The organism is Caballeronia sp. SEWSISQ10-4 2, assembly GCF_030464885.1.
Classification (GTDB): Bacteria; Pseudomonadota; Gammaproteobacteria; order Burkholderiales; family Burkholderiaceae; genus Caballeronia.
In genome coordinates this window covers 151,229-171,185 of the sequence record NZ_JALPRJ010000003.1, presented here as the reverse complement: position 1 = coordinate 171,185, position 19,957 = coordinate 151,229, and the positions used below count along the sequence as shown (strand labels likewise).

Annotated in this window: 15 protein-coding genes and 3 pseudogenes; 14 read left to right on the top strand and 4 right to left on the bottom strand. The window is 55.8% G+C overall.

Annotated elements, in window-relative coordinates:
- Positions 1–8: 8 nt before the first annotated feature.
- Entirely contained in the window at positions 9–452 is a 444-nt protein-coding gene (locus M0D69_RS03435; protein WP_301780668.1) for a nuclear transport factor 2 family protein, read from the bottom strand.
- A gap of 404 nt (positions 453–856) precedes the next feature.
- Here M0D69_RS03435 and M0D69_RS03430 point away from each other — a divergent pair, with 404 nt between their 5' ends.
- The 9 genes and pseudogenes from M0D69_RS03430 to M0D69_RS03390 all read left to right on the top strand — a co-directional run.
- Positions 857–1,795 carry a LysR family transcriptional regulator gene (locus M0D69_RS03430; RefSeq protein WP_301780667.1) on the top strand — a complete coding sequence of 313 codons (939 nt, stop codon included), beginning with the start codon at positions 857–859 and terminating at the stop codon, positions 1,793–1,795.
- 142 nt (positions 1,796–1,937) lie between these two features.
- Complete coding sequence (locus tag M0D69_RS03425) at positions 1,938–2,804, top strand: SDR family NAD(P)-dependent oxidoreductase (protein ID WP_301780666.1); 867 nt, start codon at positions 1,938–1,940, stop codon at positions 2,802–2,804.
- Between the two features lie 206 nt (positions 2,805–3,010).
- A complete protein-coding gene (locus M0D69_RS03420; protein WP_301780665.1) occupies positions 3,011–4,396 on the top strand; it encodes an NAD(P)/FAD-dependent oxidoreductase in 1,386 nt (461 codons plus the stop codon).
- Between the two features lie 73 nt (positions 4,397–4,469).
- Entirely contained in the window at positions 4,470–5,222 is a 753-nt protein-coding gene (locus M0D69_RS03415; protein WP_301780664.1) for an SDR family NAD(P)-dependent oxidoreductase, read from the top strand.
- 24 nt (positions 5,223–5,246) lie between these two features.
- On the top strand, positions 5,247–6,116 hold the full coding sequence (locus M0D69_RS03410) for a fumarylacetoacetate hydrolase family protein (protein ID WP_301780663.1): 870 nt from the start codon (positions 5,247–5,249) through the stop codon (positions 6,114–6,116).
- 369 nt (positions 6,117–6,485) lie between these two features.
- Positions 6,486–7,811 (top strand): MFS transporter, encoded by a 1,326-nt coding sequence (locus M0D69_RS03405; RefSeq protein ID WP_301780662.1) that lies wholly within the window; start codon positions 6,486–6,488, stop codon positions 7,809–7,811.
- Between the two features lie 46 nt (positions 7,812–7,857).
- Positions 7,858–8,769 carry an SMP-30/gluconolactonase/LRE family protein gene (locus tag M0D69_RS03400; protein WP_301780661.1) on the top strand — a complete coding sequence of 304 codons (912 nt, stop codon included), beginning with the start codon at positions 7,858–7,860 and terminating at the stop codon, positions 8,767–8,769.
- A gap of 1,040 nt (positions 8,770–9,809) precedes the next feature.
- Positions 9,810–10,997: a porin gene (locus M0D69_RS03395; protein ID WP_301780660.1), complete on the top strand. Its 1,188-nt coding sequence runs from the start codon at positions 9,810–9,812 to the stop codon at positions 10,995–10,997.
- Positions 10,998–11,581: 584 nt separating this feature from the next.
- Positions 11,582–11,815: pseudogene (locus M0D69_RS03390) on the top strand (hypothetical protein); the annotation flags it as partial.
- Positions 11,816–11,899: 84 nt separating this feature from the next.
- On the opposite strand, the pseudogene M0D69_RS03385 reads toward M0D69_RS03390, so the two are convergent.
- A pseudogene (locus M0D69_RS03385) lies at positions 11,900–12,892 on the bottom strand (PotD/PotF family extracellular solute-binding protein); the annotation flags it as partial.
- A gap of 65 nt (positions 12,893–12,957) precedes the next feature.
- On the opposite strand from M0D69_RS03385, the gene M0D69_RS03380 reads away from it, so the two are divergent.
- Both M0D69_RS03380 and M0D69_RS03375 read left to right on the top strand, forming a co-directional pair.
- Positions 12,958–13,419: a helix-turn-helix domain-containing protein gene (locus M0D69_RS03380; protein ID WP_301780659.1), complete on the top strand. Its 462-nt coding sequence runs from the start codon at positions 12,958–12,960 to the stop codon at positions 13,417–13,419.
- A complete protein-coding gene (locus M0D69_RS03375) occupies positions 13,416–13,964 on the top strand; it encodes an IS630 family transposase (RefSeq protein ID WP_301780658.1) in 549 nt (182 codons plus the stop codon). The genes M0D69_RS03380 and M0D69_RS03375 overlap by 4 nt, the downstream gene beginning before the upstream one ends.
- A gap of 7 nt (positions 13,965–13,971) precedes the next feature.
- Here the strand turns inward: M0D69_RS03375 and M0D69_RS03370 are convergent.
- Both M0D69_RS03370 and M0D69_RS03365 read right to left on the bottom strand, forming a co-directional pair.
- Positions 13,972–14,280: pseudogene (locus tag M0D69_RS03370) on the bottom strand (twin-arginine translocation signal domain-containing protein); the annotation flags it as partial.
- A 405-nt stretch (positions 14,281–14,685) separates the two neighbouring features.
- A complete protein-coding gene (locus tag M0D69_RS03365; RefSeq protein WP_301780657.1) occupies positions 14,686–15,759 on the bottom strand; it encodes a porin in 1,074 nt (357 codons plus the stop codon).
- 1,146 nt (positions 15,760–16,905) lie between these two features.
- On the opposite strand from M0D69_RS03365, the gene M0D69_RS03360 reads away from it, so the two are divergent.
- The 3 genes from M0D69_RS03360 (at position 16,906) to M0D69_RS03350 (ending at position 19,677) form a co-directional block, all read left to right on the top strand.
- Positions 16,906–17,472: a TetR/AcrR family transcriptional regulator gene (locus tag M0D69_RS03360; protein ID WP_301780656.1), complete on the top strand. Its 567-nt coding sequence runs from the start codon at positions 16,906–16,908 to the stop codon at positions 17,470–17,472.
- A 321-nt stretch (positions 17,473–17,793) separates the two neighbouring features.
- On the top strand, positions 17,794–19,209 hold the full coding sequence (locus tag M0D69_RS03355) for an MFS transporter (protein ID WP_301780655.1): 1,416 nt from the start codon (positions 17,794–17,796) through the stop codon (positions 19,207–19,209).
- A gap of 147 nt (positions 19,210–19,356) precedes the next feature.
- Entirely contained in the window at positions 19,357–19,677 is a 321-nt protein-coding gene (locus tag M0D69_RS03350; protein ID WP_301780654.1) for an NIPSNAP family protein, read from the top strand.
- Positions 19,678–19,957: the final 280 nt, after the last annotated feature.

Below are 19,957 nucleotides of genomic sequence, written 5' to 3'. Positions count from 1 at the left end.
GTGACCTCTCAAAATTGGAATACAGTTGTGGGCACCAGCTCCGAGATTTGCCAGCCCAGGTCCGCGGTATGGCGAAAGCGTGTGGCGACGCGATCGATCCGGAAGGGACGATCGATCTTCACCGGCCCATCGTGCTCGCTGCCGTCATCGAACCGGTATGCCGTCATATACGACTCCGTGCTGCATTCATCCAGGTTCGATTCGACGATGAAGGTGTTACTGATCAGGTGCGTGACCCGTTGCGTAGCCGGCCGGTCATGCATTGTCGCGAGTAAGGCATCGTGACCGACCACCCACTGACCCTGACGATGCCAGCGCAGGTCATTGCAAGTCACGGCGAGCATCCCGTTATGGTCGAAGCGATCAAGGCAACGGTAAAAGTGGTGCTGCGTTTGCGTCAGCAACGGGAGCGTGGCGGCTGTGAAATCTGAGAAATCTTTATTTGCGGGCATGGATGGTCTCCAGTGATTGAGGTCGAATCGATCATCATTTGCTACGGATTCTAGGGTTCCAACGAGGAGGGCGGGAAGGGGGGCAGGCGAGAACAGCTTGTTTCCAAAAAGGGGATAACCAGAGCGCAGAGAAGAAGTATTGTCGAACTGATAAGGGATAACCCGTGGGCCTCCGCAAGTCCGACTAGCTGCTAAAGTTTGTAATCTGAAGCGAAAGTCTGTTTCCATAACGAGAACAATTTGTTTCCCTGCATTCCCTTTGTGCCATGCAGTCCTCGCACTAGAATTAGTACCCAGAAGCGTAGGTTTCAGCACAATAAGTGCCGCTTAAAACGGCCCTGCTGGCCTCACGGAGACAGGGATGCAGGCACTGGTCTGCGCCCACCTTTTTTGTAAGAGCGTGTATGGATCGTCTGCGGTGTATCGAGGTGTTCATCGAAGTGGCTCACGCCGCGAGCTTCTCGGTCGCTGCGCAACGGCTTGCGATGTCAAAGGGAAACGTCACCAAGCACGTCGCTTGGCTCGAGCAGAACTTGGGCGTGCAGTTGCTGTCGCGCACGACAAAGAGCGTCAGCATGACCGAAGCCGGGATGGCATTGCTTGAGAGCGGACAGGCGTTGCTTGAACAGATGTCGGACATGGAGGGGAGTCTCAGACAATCAGTCGGCGGCGCGCGCGGGGTGTTGCGCGTTGGAACGCAGCCGTCGTTCGGCGCTTACCACCTTGTGCCCGTGGTGACCGCGTTCGCTGAGAGTTACCCGGACGTTCAGGTGGTTCTTTATCTGGACGACGGCAGCGCTGATCTGGTCGGGGAGCGTCTCGACCTGACAATTCGCATTGCTTCTGAACTCAAGGACACGAGCTATGTCGCGGTGAAGCTTGCCCGCGTGCCGCAATATCTGGTCGCGTCGCCGAGGTACCTGTCGCAGCGCGGAACGCCATCGAGCATCGACGATCTCGACAAGCACGATTGCTTATTGAACACTAAGAAATCGCCCAACGGGCTATGGACCTTTGAGAGTACGAACGGCGCGCGCTCGATTCGGCCCAAGGGCTCGGTTCGCGCGAACTTCGGCGAGCCGTTGCTACATGCGGCGCGTCTTGGGCACGGCATTTCGATGCATCCGCGTTACATGATAGAGGGCGATGTGGCGAGCGGCGCGCTCGTGATCGTATTGCCGGAATCCAGGCCGATCGGGCTGGACATCTATGCGATGTATCCGAGCCGCCGTCATTTGCCGTCGCGTGTGCGCGCGTTCGTCGACTTTCTGCGTGAGCATATCGGCGGGCGGCAGAACTGGTCGGAAACGCCAAAGCACGTTCAGCAAGAGGGCGTTCACTAGCAAGTCAGTTAGACCGCACATCGCTTCGCGATGAAATGCAAAATTAGGTTGTATTAATAATTCGTATAACTATGCAAATGACAAGCGACTCGCGGCTTGGACGTCGAGTCGATGAGCGCAAACCACTACTGAGGAGGAGGCGATGGAACGCAATTCACAGCAACGGACGTTAGCCATCACCGGTGCGGCCAACGGCATCGGTGAGGCGTGTGCACGACTTGCGCACGCACAGGGCTGGCGGGTCGTGATTCTCGATCGGGAAGCCGAGGCGGGACAAAAGGTCGCCGATGAACTGAACGGCGCGTTCTACCCGCTCGATCTGCTTCAGGTTGACGAATTGAGAACGCTCGCAGCACGCATTGAAGGTGAGGTTGGACAGGTGCATGGAGTCATCAACTCGGCGGGCATTTCACAGCCGACGGTTGCGCCAGACGAGTTGCCGCTCGAGATTTGGGACGCGGTGCAGCAGACCCATCTGCGCGGGACCTATCTCAGTTGCGCGGCGTTCGGCACGGCGATGGCGAAGCGAGGTGGCGGAAGCATCGTCAACATTTCATCGGTGGCAGGCATGCGCTCGTCGCCACTGTATTCATATGGACCCGCAAAGGCGGCAATCATTTCGATGACTGCATGTCTCGCCGCTGAGTGGGGAGGAGATGGCGTACGCGTCAACTGCGTATCACCAGGATTCACTCGCACGGCACGGGTAGAGCGCCGTCTCGAGCTTGGCGATCGTGACCCCAACGTGTACTCCAATTCGGCTATGGGTCGTATGGTCGAGCCCAACGAGGTAGCGGACGCTTGCTTGTTTCTGCTGTCGGATAACGCCTCAGCGATTACCGGAATTAACCTGCCGGTGGACTGCGGCTGGCTAGTCAGTAGTTCATGGGACAACTTCGGAGGGAAACGCAGTGCTGGCGAGGGTAACGCAGTGCTGGCAGGAAAGCGGACGCGCCGCAAGGCGGCGCCACCGGCGTACGCCAGCGGGTCGGTGCCTGGCAACGACTGACGCGAACTCTGTGGTTGGTGAAGCATACCTTTCCCGAGTCAGTGAGTTGCTTCAAATCTCCGGATGTAAAAGGGTACTTTCGCCCCTAGTCGGATCATCCGGAATCCAATCATGTCACGACACGTATGGAAAGAGTCAAAATGAAATATCAGAATCGAACACCCGCATCAGCGCCGGCGCTCGATGCAAAGACCCGGCGATTCGCCGTGATCGGCGCGGGCGCAGCGGGCCTTTGCTGCGCCAAATATTTGATCCAGGCCGGCTTCCAGGATGTCACGATTTTCGAAATCGGCAGTCAGATCGGCGGCGTTTGGTGTTATGGAAACGACAATAACCGGTCTTCCGCGTATCGGACCCTCCACATCAATTCGGCCCGAAATCTCACCAAGTTTAGCGATGTCCCTTTCCGTGACGGCGTACAGATGTTTCCCGATCACAGGGACATGCACCAGTATCTCGTGGACTATGCGAACCGCTTCGATCTGACGCGACGCATCCGTTTCAATACCGAGGTCCTCGATGTCCGGCCGGCCAAATGCTATCGGGCCGAAGCCCCGCTCTGGGAAGTCGAGACAGCGCACGGGGAAGTCCTGACGTTTGACCGCGTCATGGTAGCCAGCGGTCATTTGTCGCTGCCGATGCACGTCGAACAATTTCGCGACAAATTCGCTGGCGAATATATTCATTCGCATTACTATCGAGAACCGGAGCCATTCGTCGGCAAGCGCGTGTGCGTTGTCGGCGTCGGCAACAGCGCCTGCGATATCGCCAGCGACGTCTGTGTCAACGCCCAACGCACCATTATGGTCGCGCGTTCCGGCGTGATGATCGTACCGAAACTGATTTTCGGCCGTCCCTTCACCGACTTTACCATCAAGCTTGAACACAAGTGGGTTCCCGGTTGGCTGCGCAATCGCATCACGTCGACACTGGTCCGACTGTTCCACGGGCGTATGACCGATCTCGGCTTCAAGGCGCTTTCCCAGCGTGCTCACACTACTAGCAGTGCAGTCCTGGTCCAGCACATCGTCTACGACCGGATCACCGTCAAACAGGGCATTGATCGGATTGAAGGCAAACGCATCCACTTTGTCGACGGATCTAGTGAAGAGTTCGACGTACTGATCGCTGCCACCGGCTATCAGATTGAACTGCCTTTTATCTCCGATTCGATCGTCCCGATCAAGGACAACGCAGTTGACCTTTACCAGCGAATCGTGCCTCCAGGCTGGGATGGTCTGTACTTCATTGGAATGCTCAATACGACGACGTCGCTTCCCAATGCCTTTGAGCACCAGATGCGCTGGATTCTGCCGTTCGAATTGGGTCGCGCTGCGCTACCTACGGCCAAAGAGATGTATACCGCTATCGAGGCGAAGAAGGAATTCATCAAGCGGTATTACAAAGCTTCGCTGCGTCACACCATCGAGGAACCCCACCTCATTTACTTCCGGGAAATGCGCAAGGCACTCAAGGTTGCGGAGCATCGTGCGCGCCGCGTTTCTCGCCGTCATGTGAGCGGGGTGGCGGGTGCGCTGCTTCGTGAGGATGCGCTCTCGAGCAATCGCATCAGCGACCCACAGCAGCCGTGAGAGCGCAGTTTGGCCCGCATCTGCGGGACGCGCCGGCTCATATTGTCATTCAGTTTTTGATGGAGCTCAGTATATGAACAGAATCGTTGTCATCACCGGAGCGGCATCAGGCATTGGCCAGGCTGCCGCGCAACGTTTGTTTGACGCGCAGTGGACTGTCGTCATGCTCGACGTCGCGTTCGACGCGCGCATGACAACGCGCAATGAGCGTTTGTACGCGTTGCATTGCGATGTCGCGGACAGTGCGTCGATCGATTCGGCGTTCGCACAGATCACCGATCGTTTCGGCGCGCCGGACGCGCTGGTCTGTTCAGCTGGCGTGTTGCGAATTGGCGCTCTTGCTGACATGCAACCCGCCGACTTCGACGCGCTGTACACGGTGAACACCCGCGGCGCGTGGCTCTGTGCGCGTGCTGCGATCCAGTCGATGCGTGCGCAACGAAGCGACGCGCCACGCCGCATAGTGTTCGTCGGGTCGATTTCGGGGATTCGACCGAAAGTGGGAAACGGGGCGTATGGGGCGCAAAAGGCAGCGTTGCACACGTTGACAGGCGTGCTTGCGGCCGAAGTCGGCGGCGAGGGGATCCTTGTCAACGCTGTGGCGCCAGGCACGGTCGACACCCCGATGATTCAGGCGATGAGCGATCCTACCCGCACGGGCCGATACCGGCCGTCAGGCACATCGCCGCTCGGCCGGGTCGCGACACCCGACGACGTGGCCGCGGTGATCGAGTTTTATCTAGGTGAGCAGTCGAACTACGTGACGGGTACGGTGCTTCCCGTAGACGGCGGAACGCGCGGTGCTTTTATTCCGGCGTCTGCATGAAAACCAACTAACCCTGAGACGACCATGAAGATCGCACGTTACCTGCATGCCAACCGTATCGGATTCGGCATTGTCGACAACGACCGGATCGTCGCCATCACACCCAGCAAGCAAAGCCCGGCTGCGACTGATCCGGTTACCGCACTGCTTGCTGCATTGGCCAGTCAGGCCTTACCCGAAACCGCTGGTTGGGGCCGCACTGGCGAACCGACCTTGCCGATCGAACAGGTGCGCTTGCTTGCGCCTGTCGAACGGCCTGGCAAGATCATAGGCGTGGGGCGAAATTATGTTGACCACGCGAGCGAAATGGCCGTTGAAACACCCGACGTACCGAAGATCTTCTTCAAGTGGCCAGGATCGGTGATTGGACATCGTGACGAGATTCGCCACACGCCCGCGATCCGTCAACTCGATTACGAAGTCGAGATCGCAGTGGTGATCGGCAAGGCCGCGCGTAATGTGCCCCGCAGCGAGGCAGCTCGTCATATCGCTGGCCTCACAATCGTCAACGACGTCAGTGAACGATCGATTCAAATGATGCCGAAGTCCGGTTCGACGAGCCTAGCAAAGAGTCTCGACACGTTCTGCCCGATGGGACCATGGCTCGTTACGCTTGACGAAGTCGGCTCTCTGGACAACATCGTGCTCGAATGCCGCGTAAACGACGAACTCGTACAGCGTGGTCACTCCGGTCAGATGATCTTTCCGATTCCAGTACTGATCGAGTATCTGAGCCAATACATCACGTTGGAGCCGGGTGATGTCATCGCGACGGGCACGCCGGCGGGCGTTGCCATGTTCCGCGACCCGCCACTGTGGCTCAAGCCCGGTGACCGGATTCGAATGGACGTAGCGGGCATCGGAACGCTCCAGAATCGTGTGGTGGCAGCTTGACTTGACCGCTGCCGAAGTGGACAGCGGAGGCAGCTGCGTTCACGGAAGGGCAGACCGATTACCGTACTCGAGACATCCACCAGCGTTGAAGAGGGGCGCACGTTGAGGTAGCGGCGGGTGCCTAATCCGCGCTTCGAACACGCGCACGGCAGCGGGCTTTACACATGTCGACGCCTACATCATCTCAACGGGAAGTTAGTTATGCAAATGAAATAGGAAGCTACTGAAGTCTGGCATAGAAGCACTGGAGAATGGAGACGCGCCACCGAAAATGGCGCGTAGCGGCTTGAGCGCGCACGCGTATAAAACGCAGGAACAAACTGAAGTTTCTTGGTTGACGCCAGCGAACCCCAATCTAAGGAGACGTAGATGGATACACAATTAAAAGAGTTTGAGAAGCCGTCGCTGTGGCGTGTGTGCACGGCAGCGGTGGCAGGTTCCGCGATCGAAGGTTTCGACTTTATTGCGTATGGCACGGCGTCGGCGCTCGTATTCGGCAAGGTATTTTTCGCGAATCTCGATCCCGCGACGGCGACGATTGCATCCTTTGGCACGTTTGCGAGCGGACTGCTCGCACGCCCTCTCGGTGGGCTTATCTTCGGGCACTACGGAGACCGAATTGGCCGCAAGACCATGCTGTCAGTCACCCTGATCATGATGGGCCTGTCCACTGGCCTGATCGGTCTCGTACCGAGCTATGCATCGATTGGCACTTGGGCGCCGATACTCCTCGTATTGCTGCGCTTGCTCCAGGGTCTTGCTTTCGGCGGGGAATTTGGTGGGGCGATCCTGCTCGCAGTCGAGCACGCGCCTCCGAAGCTGAAGGGCTTTCTCGGCGCTTTGCCGCTCGCGGGGTCACCTGTGGGACTGTTAATGTCGGCCGTGTCGTTCGCGATCGTCACGCGGCTGCCGGAGAGCGACTTTCTTGCTTGGGGTTGGCGTCTGCCGTTTGTCGCGAGCGTGCTGCTAGTCGTCGGTGGGTACTATATCCGGCAGTCGATACCGGAGACGCCCGATTTTGTTATCGTTCAAGAGCGAAACAAGACCTCAAGAATTCCGTCGCTCGACGTTCTGCGCGAACATTGGAAGCTTCTGTTACTGAGCATCGGTCATAAGGTCGGCGAAGTCACGATCTACTACGTGGCGTCTGTGTTTCTGATTGCCTATGGGCCACAGCTCGGCTTCAGCAAGAGTGATACGCTCCAGGCGTTGATGATCGGAGCAGCATGTCAACTCGTGGGCATGCTAGCTGCCGGTTGGCTTTGTTCGACGATCGGCGCGCGCAACATCTCAAGGTTCGGTGGCGTAGCCATCGCTGTGTCCATTTGGGCTGTCATGGCACTGGCGGAGCTGCGAACGCCGCTCTATCTGACGCTTGCGATCTCGATTGCGCTTGGACTTCTGCATCCACTTATGTATGCGCCGGAAGCGGCTCTCTACAGCGCACAATTCCCCGCAGAAATACGCTACTCGGGACTTTCATTGGGTCTCCAGATCGGGGCGGCGATCGGTGGTGGCATTGTGCCAATTGTCGCGACCAAATTGACTCAGCACTATGGGAATCTGACGCCCGTAGCTGTCTACGTGGGCGCAGCTGGGTTGCTCGGGTCGCTGTGCGCTCATCTGATGCTGCCAACGGAGGTGGATATCGCCACTTCGCAGCGCCTGGCGTCTGAAAGCCGGAACGCGACGTAACACTTCGTTTCGTCATCCCGAAAAACACCTAATCAGAGGAACTATGATGAATCGAATTGACGGTTTCGTGGTGGACCCCACCCAGATCACATATATCGGTCACGACCTGAGCCGGCCCGAATGCATTATCGCCGAACGCGACGGTACACTGTGGATCGCCGACAACCGCGGCTCGATAACCCACATCGAGGCGCAAAGCGGTATCCAACGATTAATCGGCCCGAACGAAGGGGTGCCGAATGGTATTGCGATGACCGCTCGGGGCGATTTCGTCGTGGCCGATATCGGCGCGGGAAACATATACCAAATCGACCGCAGTGGGGATAAGAAAATCATTCTAGACAGCTTGGATGGCAAGCGGCTCGGCGCAGTTAACTTCGTTTACCTGGACGAAAAGGATCGGCTTTGGGTGGCGGTCTCGACTGTGACAGAGCCCCGTTCCGACGCGCTCGTCTCGGTGATACCTGACGGCTACATCTTGTTGATTGATGAGCAGGGAACGCGTCGCGTTGCCGATGGGCTCCGATTTACCAACGAGATACGAATCGACTCCCGCGGGGAATTCCTGTACGTGGCCGAGACGACGGCCGGTGGCATCACGCGCTTCCGTGTCGCCGCTGATGGTTCGCTGGACGAAAGGGAGAAATTTGGTCCGATGCCGTTCTTCGAAGGTGCGATGGTGGACGGAATTGCGTTCGATGTCGATGGCAATCTTTGGGTGACGGAGGTCACGCGCAACCAAATCGTCGTGCTGAAACCGGACGGTACGGCGCTGACGGTGTTCGACGATCCAGCCGGCACGACGATCGATTTTCCTACCAGTGTGACGTTCGGCGGAGATGACTTGCAGACGGTCTATGTCGGCTCCCTGAAAATGAGCCGAATTGCTACGTTTCGGTCACCTGTCGCCGGCGTGCCGATGCGACACTGGCAAAAAGGGACAGAAAGGACGGACTGAATTGTATGCGCGCTCTCATTCACACACTATCGTGGCGCTGAGAAGCAATCCGTCGTCGTGCGCAATCGCTCTGCAACGTAGAGCGTTTTCGACACAAACCGAAACATCTCGGCGTCCACAATATTCACCGCTTCATCTGTATGAGAGCACGCATTGAGGCTGCCATGATCGACAGGCCATTGCAGTAGTCAGTCAACAGCCCCGGTTCGAACCGTTGCTTCGAAAATGTGCTTTACGTTGTTGTAATCGAGGCGCCTCCAATGGCATCGGTGCTGAGACGGACGCCAGTGGTGCGGGCGTGAACGTGTCACATCAACCAAAAATCGATGCTTGATTGAGTGTTCGCAGACACGATCCGTGCCGCGGGACCACTGGTTCTCCATGCACAGAGCACAGAGTGCCGGTAGAAATCTGGCATGGAGATGGCGGCGAGACCGAATTTTTTGGATAGACGACGGTTTCCCGCAAGTTAATGGGTTTGGTCAGGTTTTTCCAATGGTCACTCTGTGCGCGGAGAACAAAGGAGACCCCTGATAATCGTGTCGAAACATCAAGAAAAATGAGGAAAAGCTCGTGCTGAGTGCTGGTGTCATAAAACGCGACGACGCTGAGCTCAATGGGACAGATTGATTTTGTACGTGCACCGGACCGGGCACACGGAACATTCCTTCGCTAGGTGCAATTCGTATTTGGCGATGGCGGTCCAAGAGGGACACCCTAACTACATTTTATTTTTTTGACAACGAGAGGAGACAGCAAACGACAAAGACCTTGACAAACTTCAGCGCTGTTGGTGCGCTGGCCGGCGTCGTATCTACCCAATGGGCCGCCATTTTTATATGGCCTGCTAATCAATAATTATCAGAATTCGAGATGAACAGCGAGTCATCCCTATTGGCAACTTCGCTAATCTACCGCTAGACGGAAGTGTCCGTTGACCTGATCTAAACGGCGGTGGATCTGAATTTAACTCATGCAATGCTTTCAAAACTGCGCTACGCATCGAGTTTAACACAACAAATCAATTAGGAGATCTATGTATGAATACTAAAGGAAAAGTAGCAATTACGTGCTGCGCAGCTCTTGGCACGTTTTCTACGGTCACACATGCTCAAAGTATGGTCACGTTGTATGGGCTAATCGATGAAGGGATCGTCTTTCAGAGCAACACGGGCGGTCCTAGCGGCGGAAAAAAAATCTTCCTTGACTCAACGAGTGGCCTCACCGGCAGCCGCTGGGGAATGAAAGGTGACGAGGATCTTGGTGCAGGGTTGCACACAATCTTTACGCTCGAGTCAGGGATCAATCTGAACAATGGAGCGTTTGCTCAGGGAGGTACCGCATTCGGCCGCCAGATATTCGTTGGACTGAACAGCGACCAGCATGGCAGCCTTACATTTGGGCGGCAATACGACATGGTGTTTTACTTCGTCGCACTATTGAGGAATAGCGGGGCGATTGGCACCTCTCTGTTCGCCCCACCAGGCGACCTGGCCAACACGGCCGATTCTGTTCGTGTGAACAACGCAATACGCTATATGAGCCCGGACTACAGCGGATTCTCGTTCGGTGCTGAATACAGCGTTGGTGGTGTTCCAGGAAATACCACAGCGAACAGCGGATATTCCGTAGGGGCAAAGTATTTGGTCGGACCATTATCGATCGGCACCGCATTCGAATATTTCAAAAAACCTACTTCCTCTACAGCGGGTTCGGGTTTGTTTACGGATAATTCGAACGGGGCTTCTCAGCTCGCAAATTCACTCAATGAAGGTTACGCAAGCGCGACGGCTTATCAGGTAGCGATCGTCCGCGCAACTTATGCAGTCGGTCCCGTAAACCTTGTAACGTCTTTCTCGAACATTCAGTATGCGAACCTTGGTGGGACGCTTTCGGGCGGGACGGCCCGTTTTGACAATGTTGATTTCGGAGCGATATATACTTTCAGCTCTTTCATGTTCTTTACTGTGGGCTATGACTATCTGACAGGCAAAGGCGTTACCGCCACGAACGGACAAACCGTCGGGAGTCAGCACTACCATCAAGTCACTTTCCTGGCCGACCGGTTGTTGTCTAAGCGCACAGATGTCTACGTCGAAGCCGCCTGGCAGCGTGCGTCGGGGACGTCATCGACTGGCGCCCCTGCGGTTGCCGATGTCGTGAATCTGGGCGACTCATCAAACAATCATCAATTTGTTGTCCGTGCTGTCCTGCGGCATACCTTTTGAGCTGATGTCGACCACGGCGCGCTTGAGCGGTATCGCTGCCGCGGGTCAGCTGTGAAATGCAGCACAGGTGCTTTCGGACCAGGACGTGAGCGCAATCCGAGAAAAAGGTTTAGTAGGGCTACACGTAAACCCGCGAGGATTCTGGAAGGAAGTACCCCTTGCTGGGCGACCCTCTTTGGGCAGCGTTTTTATAGATCAGGTCGCTTAACTGATGTCCGGGCGATGCTCAAATTCGGGTGAGAGCGACACTGGGCAAGAAGAATGCGATGGGGATAGGCTGGCGGCAGCGGCAGGCCGGGCGGTTGGCTGGCGTCATGATAATGATGCCAGCTTCGCTCGACCTGTTTACCTTGACGTGGGGCCGAAGTGGGCCTGTCGGATGAGAAGCCCAGCATTAGCTGAGTCGACATCCTCAGATTCTTCAGGAATTGCATGGAAAATTCCCTCACTGATTGAAAGAAAAATGTACGCATCGGGCTTATCAGTTTGGTGTCGAACTCATGCTACTGAGATTCATCGATGATTCACCTAGCGGTTGATAATTCTGAGAAATCAGGTGTCGGCCACTGTGGTCAAAACAGCCCCGACCCACGCGCAAACGAGAGCTTTGCGTGCGCGGCATTCAAGACCCAAAACGCACGCAGACGTTCTTGCTGAGCTTCGGGCCAATCCGGCAGCACTTCGCGCACGAGCGCCATCCGATACGCGCTTCGTTTTACTGCAAACAGCTTGCCGCTCGCTTCCTTGCGTGGATCCACCGAGCTGGCCAATCATCCGTGGCCTGCTTTGTGAATGCTCTTCACCTTGACTCACTCTAAGCAAGCTCACAAAGCCGCTTTCAGACATCCTGAGGGCAGGCCGGATGTGATCTTCGGAAGGGGCGGCGCCAAGTCAATGACCGGCTACGCTGCAATGAATTCGTTCCATTTCTGGACCATGTAAGTGTTCTCGTCCATGACTGCGTTCCAGCATGCGATTGCACCCATGCGTTGGTTATACGAACCGCCGTCGCGCACCGTGCCGGCTTTCTCCAGCAACTGGCCATCCGGAGCCTTGATATCTTGTGCGGCTGCCTTGCCTTCTATCCAGTAATCCCACTCGTACGGCTGCATGTGCGACTTTGCAGTGTCTAGCACGCCTGCATAGTAGCCCTGACGCATCAGGTAAGCGCCAGCCCAGCCATCCTGGAACCAGTTGATGAACTCGTACGCCGCGTCGAGCTTGCGACCCTGCAGCGAGCGCGGCAGGCCAAAGCCCGACGCCCATGACCTATAACCTTCCTTGAGCGGCTGGAACTTGCATGCCACGCCCATCGTGCGCACCTTGGTGACCGCAGGTGACCACATTGACTGGATCACGACTTCACCCGATGCCATCAGGTTCACGCTTTCGTTGAAGTCCTTCCAGAACGCGCGGAACTGTCCTGAGCGCTTGGCGTCGATCAAGATCTTCATGGTCTGGTCGATTTCAGCCTTGGTCATGTTGCCCTTGTCACCGTACTTGACATGCCCCATTGCCTCGATCGCCATCGCTGCGTCCATGATGCCGATCGCCGGAATGTTGAGAAGCGCGGTCTTGCCCTTGAACTCGGGGTTGAGCAGCTCGGCCCAACTGTCGATCGGACGATTGATCAGGTCGGGACGAATGCCGAGTGTGTCGGCGTTGTACGTTGTCGGGATCAATGTCATCCATTCGGTCGGCGTGGCCGAAAACTGGACGGACTTCGCACCCGTGAGAAACATGACCTTCTTCGGTGCAGTCCCCTGGTCGCCGATCTTCTTGCCATTGATTTCGCCGCGCGTGAGCACGGGCGTGATCTTGTCTGCGAGCTTGATCTTCTTCACGTCCATGCCTGCGAGCGTACCGGCGGGAATAAGTTTCCTGAGCGAGAAGTAAGTGTCGCTAGTAAACGGGTTTGATTTTTGTTAACTTCACAGGCATCGCCACATTGGGCTTGCTGATGAAGTGCACCGTAGAACTGACTGATGTTGAGAGGCACACCTTGCAGCAACTGTCGCTGAACCACCGTCATCGCGATTTCCGCATCCGGGCAACCGGGTTGCTGTTGCGTGCACGCGGACTGAAGGTGCAAGACGTTGCGCGCGAACTCGAAGTGAGCTGCCAGACCGTATACAACTGGGCGCACGCCTGGCGCGAATTCGGCGTGGGCGGCCTGCTGGTAGGCCATAAAGGCGGACGCCCACTCGCCTTGCCTGAAGCGATGCTCGCGACGGCGATCAAAGCGGCCAGCGCTGAATCGATGACACTCAGGCAGATCGCACAACGCATTGAGTCGGTTCATGGCGAGCCGATGCCCTGCCGTGTGGAGACTCTTGCCGTGGCGCTCAAGCGGGCAGGCTTCTCGTGCAAGCGTGCCCGGTACTCGCTCAAAAAAAGCGCGACGAGCAGGACTTCGCCATGAAGGCCATCACGCTCTCGAAACTGCAGAAGGCTGCCCGCGATGGGCAGTGCCGCCTGATCTATTTCGACGAAGCCGGCTTTTCGGCTTCGCCCTCTGTTCAGCGTGGCTGGTCACCGCGTGGCAAGCCGCATTGCGTCACGCCCAACCCGCATTGCCGACGCTCAGTCATGGGCGCGCTCGATTTCGGCGCCAATACGCTGATCCATGAAGCCACCAAGCAATCGGTCAAGCGTCCTGCGGTCGTTCAATTCCTGGATCGCGTGGCTCAACAGGCCGATCAGCGCCCCACGGTCGTTGTGCTCGACAACGCGTCGATCCACCACGACATCGATCACGAAACGCTAGAGCGCTGGCTCATCGAGCATCGCATGATGCTGTTCTATCTGCCGCCCTACAGTCCCGAGCTGAATATGATCGAGATCCTGTGGAAGCAGGCCAAATATCATTGGCGACGCTTCGTCACCTGGACGCGTGACACCATCGACTCCGAAATCGACACGCTGCTCGGTGCCTACGGATCAACTTATCAAATCCGTTTCCGCTGAACACTTACTCGGTGTCTACAATATCAAACGAGTTTGGCTGCGTGATGATGCGCTTGGCGACATCGTCGGTAGTGACCGGAATGTACTGAATCTCGATGCCGGTATCTTCCTTGAACTTCTTGGCGAGGTCCGAGCTCTGGTTCACCGCGGTGCCCAGATAGCGCAGCACGATTTTTTCTTGCGCGTGGACATACGGGAAACCAGCAATGCCGGCGACCGCGGCAACGCCTTTGATGAAGGTTCGCCGTGAAAGATGCGCCCCGGGACGCGCCTCCGCAGTTGCTACGTGCGAAGCGGAGGTATCCGTCGATGAAATCTGCGTCTCGTTCGAAATAACTGTATTGGACTTCGTTTCGTTTAGGTTATTCACTGGGATATCCTTGGTCAAAGATGTGAGTCCGTTAAACCGCGACAACGGCCAGACGTCTGATGGGGCTAAATTGGTCAACGCCTTCCCCATTTTGGTGTTCACTACGCCGAGCGTCACTATCTAAGCAGCGTCGCCGCCGCCTCCCTTCCTGGTCCGTTTATCGAAGGCCTCGCGCAAGTCAAGCACGCCGCGTGATGGTCGCTCGCGAAATTTCCATTGGACTTTCCGAAAATGGCGGGCCGCCAAGGCAGCGGTCAGAGCAGTGTCAGCGCTTGGAAGCGCCAGGCGTTGATTGCGTTACGCTGACGCTGCATGCACCATGCGAGAACATCGTTCGTCGAGACTATCTCGCTAAAACGAGTGACGGATACCGACTGTTACCGCAGTCTGCGTTCCATTAGGTAACGCGCCGTATGTGCCAGATGCGGGGTCGTCCATGTTGTACATCGCCTCGGTCGCCCCGCCATAGTTTTTCAGATATGCCACATTCGCAATGAGCTGAGTGCGCTTCGAAAGGGCGTATGACGCAAGAAGCCGGTATTCGTTGGTGTGGTTCGAAAAGCTCGGATTATTCTTATAAAGATAATCACCCGAAATAGTGAAGGCTGTCGTTGCCGGAAAATCCATTCCTGCCTCATAGACGTTTGCGCGCTGAGCCGGCTGAGAGATAATCGATTGAAATGTGCCTACGCCGGTGATGTCGGCATGGGAAAAGCCGGCGCGGGCCCTGACAATGCCAAAGTCGTATCGTGCTCCAAACGTCACCAGTTTATATTTGGCTCCGCTCGTTGAAGATGAGCTCTCCTGATCGTAAGTGCCCCCGACATATAGACTGCCAGACGAATAGCGGACTCCGACCATTTCCATGGAGCCTTGCGTAAAGGCCCCTGCGACCCCTCCGAAGGAGTACATCGCGCCTCCCTGCACTCCGTTAAAAGTGGGCGTGACGTACTTGACGGCGTTGTTATAGTATTCGCTAATCGCATCAAATTCGTGAAATTTGAAGACTGCGCCGGAGTTATATCCTCCTCCAAATACAGTCCCGACCAGCCAATCGTCGTTTAGATTCCACTGATGACCGAGCGTCAATGTCCCTTCCGGACTCTCAAAACCTACGTACGCGTTACGGTCAAACCCAGGATCATTCGGATTGTCCATCTTGCCGTTTGAAGGATCGAAACCGAATTGAAGATTAAAAATGGTTTTATAACCACCACCCAGATCCTCGCTGCCCTTTAGCCCGAAGCTCGATACTCCCAAAATACTATCCTGGGCCTTGATTACCGAATTGTCGCCATTCCCGACATGGGTGGCATACGCTAGTCCCGTGTCGATCTGACCATATAAAGTAACCGATTGCGCAAACGCAGGACAAGCCGCTGAACCCAATAGTGCAGCGATGCCCCAAATCATAGGATTTTTCATTTTTTAAGTTCAATATTTAGTTATCCGAAATATTTATCGAAGTAAAGCATAAATTTTCCTTATTTCATGTGCCTGGCAAACTTCGTCGATAGGACGATGAGCAACCATCTTTTCGGGATTGCCAAGGTTAACCGACGATAGATTGCTGAGCACCACGCGAGGGCGCATGCAGTTACAGCGAACTCGAAGCTATAGACTTGAACTACTACCTGTATTGCTCACAGCGACTCAACGTTTCACAGATAAGTTGCCAACAATCTGTTCGTCCTCAACCTCCCCGCTGTGGGCGGCGAGGAGAATAAGATTGGATCCGAGCACTCGACCAGTCAGAACTCACCGTCATCAAGCGGATGTTGGTGCTCTTGGTTGACGCTTCACATCCTAGCTAGGACATAAAGATTGTCAACGATCTGTCAAAAAAAGATTAGCAAACTTGCGTAAGCGTTGTGCCGGAGCACCCTCGTTGCCGGCGACCGACGAATGCTGCGCTGTTAGACGCAGCCGTTTGCCAAAAACTGGACGGTCAGGTTTCAGTTCTAAAATTCGTCGATAGGTTGATCGAATGAAATGCGATGTTGATAGGTTGGTGGCAGACGTCAGGCTCTAGCCCGGCATCCTCGATGCTCGCGGGAGCCAATTTGGCGCCGAGCCTGGAATCGACCGTCTTTCCTGCTTGGCATCGTTTCACTAAAACCGTGCAAAATCCTCCCGCTTTCTGAGCAATTGCGTCTTGTCCGCTAATGCGTCGCGATCGCTTTAAGATGACAGCGTCTCGAAAATCCTAAGAATAATCTCGTGAGCGTTGCAAGTTTTCATGCTCCAAAAGAGTTGGATGGACTTGAAGTTGCGAGTAAGTGTCTTTTTCCAGATCGAGAACATTCAGTTTCCCGAAATCCTGTTCGAGCCTCACGATTTCCACACTAGAATTCGTGTCAAGACGCGTGATGCGCTATGCGTCGCGAGCCATGCTCGCGGAAGTGGAATACTCGCAGCGGGATCGAAGGCCAGTGCTCCTTTCGAAGAATAAATGTTGACAATTGCTTGGCTAGATTTTTAGCGTCGCTCGACGTTGACATAACCGTAACACTTGCGGTTCCACGCATTTTGATGGATACGGTCGAACGGGATGACAGGAGTGAAACAAGTATGGCAGGAGGAAGATCGCGACCCGGTGGACGCAGCGCACGGGTGCAGGCGTCGGTCTATCAGGCGATCAACGCACTGCTCGCGGAGATGCCGCGCGACGCAATCTCGGTGCCGCAGATCGCGGCGCGCGCGGGCGTGACCCGCACCACCATCTACCGACGCTGGGGTGACTTGCGGACGCTTCTCTCCGATGTCGCCGTGCAACGGCTCTACCCGAATAACACGCCGGCCGATACGGGGGCGTTGCAAAGCGATCTGGCGACGTGGGCGCAGGAATTTCAGATGGAGATGTTGTCGCTGTCGAGCCAGATGCTGATGCGCGATCTGCTGGCAGGCGCGAACGAGGACGGCAGTGGTCCAGCCCGCCAATGCGCTGCCATCACCCGCTCCCAGGTGACGATAATCCTGGAACGTGCCATTGAACGCGGTGAATCGCCACCGGAGTTGCACGATGTGATGGACTGCGTGGTGGCGCCGATAATGTATCGGCTGCTCTTGGACGATGCACCGCTGTATCCTACATTCGCCCGCAAACGGGTGGCCTTGCTACTAGAAAATGCGCGGTGATTCGATCTCGTCACCTCATACATGCGTTTGTTCGACAAGCGACGAATTGCCGCGAGATGCCGCACCGGCGCCCGCATACGTTGTCCACCTGTAACGAGCTTTCGCAGGCAATGATTGTCTCTACCCGACGGATGTGAAAGCATGCTATTACGCGATTTGGCACCTGCCGCAGGTGCTGTGCGATATATGCACCGAAGATTCACTGATGCTGCAATTCAACACTTTTCTCTTAGCGTCGCGTTATGCCCACGGGCGAAACAAGATTGCTGCGATTGACCCGGACTGTGGGTTGTTGGCGCTGTAGAGAAATGAGACCGCGGAGTGTCCGAATTATCGTTAAGGATGAGCGAAACCGGGCAGTTCGTCATGCGCGTTCGTGCCGGATCGGACCGCGCTCGCCGCCAGGCTGCCCGAAATTCAGATTTAAATTTTACAGGTTGTGCCATGTCATCCATATCAGTAAATCCCTGTTTGGAGGTCGCCACGTGCGCGGCGCCAAACGCTTCACAGCGTCGACAGGCCATTATTGCGACGACCATCGGCAATGGTCTTGAGTGGTTTGACTTCACGGTGTATACCGCTTTCGCGGTGATCATCGCCAAGCTTTTTTTCCCGATGGACAACCCATTGAGTTCGCTCTTGTTGACCGTCGGTGTGTATGGCGCGGCGTTCATCATGCGTCCGATCGGCGCGATGGTGTTTGGCATCTACGCGGACCGCGTAGGACGCAAGCAGGCGTTGTCGCTCTCGGTTTTGATGATGGCGTTCGGCACGGCATTAATTGGGCTTGCGCCTAGCTACCTGTCGGCTGGCATGCTTGGACCAATCATGCTCGTATTCGCGCGTTTGCTGCAGGGTTTTTCGGCCGGCGGCGAAATGGGTAGTGCGAGTGCGTTCCTGATCGAATACGCGCCCGCCGGACGTCGGGCGTTCTACACGAGTTGGATTCAGTCCAGCATTGCGCTGAACATCGTGCTCGGTGCGTTGATCGGGGCGCTTGCGACAATCCTGTTAACCCACGATCAGCTATACAGTTGGGGCTGGCGCGTTCCGTTCCTCTTTGGAATCGTAGTCGGTCCGGTGGGCTTTTACATTCGTACTCGAATTGATGTGAGTCCGGTTGCGGCTCATATGACTGAGCGCTCGTCGTCTCCGCTCACCGAAGTGCTCCAGGAATTTCGTCTGCAAACCTTAGCAAGTTGCGCGCTTGTTGCATTGTGGACCACGTGTACCTACGTATACATGCACTACATGCCAACCTATGTCGTCACTGCTTTGCACCAGTCGCAGAAGCTCGCATTCATTTCGGTGACAGTAGGGGGATTTGTGTTTATGGTGTTGTCGCCACTGGTTGGCATCTTGTCAGACCGATGGGGCCACAGGCGGTTCCTGATGATATCGGCTGCCGCGATCTTCTTGACCGCCTGCCCGATGTTTGCTTACATCTCGCGCACGCCGACGCTTCTTTCTCTAACGGTCTTTTCCGTGGTCGCTGGTGTATTCAGTGCATGCTATTCAGGGCCTTTGCTGGCGGCGTTGGCGGAACTGTTTCCGTCACGGGTACTGTCGACCGGTATATCCGTATCCTACAATCTGGCGGTGACCGTATTTGGCGGATTTGCGGGGTTCTTCATCACGTTGCTAATTTCGATGACACATTCGGCACTTTCCCCAGCGTTCTACATGATGGTCGCGGCTGCAATGAGTTTCGCCGGCAGCTTCGCTGTAAAAAGCTAGTCCTGACGATGCGCATAACATGCATCCAGCGAACTATGAATTGAATCAAGAGTTTGTATGGGCCGGCCGCAGTGTATCGAAGTACTTATCGAGGCTGCCCATACCTTGAGTTCTTCAGGATCTTTTATATCGTTATGGAGATATCAGGTGCTTTACGAAATCCGAACCTATACTTTCAAGCCACTGCGCGGTGCCGATTGGCTCGCTTTGTACAGGAGAGAGGGGCTTCCGCTTCAGCAGGAATTTCTCGGCGAACTGATTGGTTTCTTTACCACTGAAATTGGCGACATCAGTCAGATTGCTCACATCTGGGCCTACAAAAGCCTTGACGATCGGCTTGAGCGCCGAGACAGGATGGCCGCCGACAGCCGCTGGCAGGAATTTGGTCGTAAGGTGAAGTCGCTGGACATCTTGGTTAGCATGGAGTCGCGGATCATGCGTCCGACAGACTTCTCACCATTGAAGTAGGCGAAAGCAGGAAGCAGCCGCATTCAATACCGCCCGTGTGAGGGCGCAGGTATCGCTGCGCGGGCAACGAACAGTTGCATCACCCTAACCGATGCGACGTCGTTGCTTCGGTTGGGATCTCAAGGCGCCGGAGCGGTAGAGACAGATCATTTCACCTTTAAACCGAATGAGGATCTCGTCCGCCTGCGAGCTTTTGCCCACCGGCCTCTTACGACGACGAAACGTCCTTTCCAAAAGCGGCACCATCTTGATCATCCGGGGTGCACTGTCGAATAGATCG

Bases quoted from the DNA above. Each gene is read 5' to 3' on its own strand.
- M0D69_RS03395 (WP_301780660.1), top strand. From the start codon at position 9,810: ATGAATACTAAAGGAAAAGTAGCAATTACGTGCTGCGCAGCTCTTGGC.
- M0D69_RS03375 (WP_301780658.1), top strand. From the start codon at position 13,416: ATGAAGGCCATCACGCTCTCGAAACTGCAGAAGGCTGCCCGCGATGGG.
- M0D69_RS03380 (WP_301780659.1), top strand. From the start codon at position 12,958: ATGAAGTGCACCGTAGAACTGACTGATGTTGAGAGGCACACCTTGCAG.
- M0D69_RS03410 (WP_301780663.1), top strand. From the start codon at position 5,247: ATGAAGATCGCACGTTACCTGCATGCCAACCGTATCGGATTCGGCATT.
- M0D69_RS03365 (WP_301780657.1), bottom strand. From the start codon at position 15,759: ATGAAAAATCCTATGATTTGGGGCATCGCTGCACTATTGGGTTCAGCG.
- M0D69_RS03425 (WP_301780666.1), top strand. From the start codon at position 1,938: ATGGAACGCAATTCACAGCAACGGACGTTAGCCATCACCGGTGCGGCC.
- M0D69_RS03400 (WP_301780661.1), top strand. From the start codon at position 7,858: ATGAATCGAATTGACGGTTTCGTGGTGGACCCCACCCAGATCACATAT.
- M0D69_RS03430 (WP_301780667.1), top strand. From the start codon at position 857: ATGGATCGTCTGCGGTGTATCGAGGTGTTCATCGAAGTGGCTCACGCC.
- M0D69_RS03415 (WP_301780664.1), top strand. From the start codon at position 4,470: ATGAACAGAATCGTTGTCATCACCGGAGCGGCATCAGGCATTGGCCAG.
- M0D69_RS03405 (WP_301780662.1), top strand. From the start codon at position 6,486: ATGGATACACAATTAAAAGAGTTTGAGAAGCCGTCGCTGTGGCGTGTG.
- M0D69_RS03360 (WP_301780656.1), top strand. From the start codon at position 16,906: ATGGCAGGAGGAAGATCGCGACCCGGTGGACGCAGCGCACGGGTGCAG.
- M0D69_RS03435 (WP_301780668.1), bottom strand. From the start codon at position 452: ATGCCCGCAAATAAAGATTTCTCAGATTTCACAGCCGCCACGCTCCCG.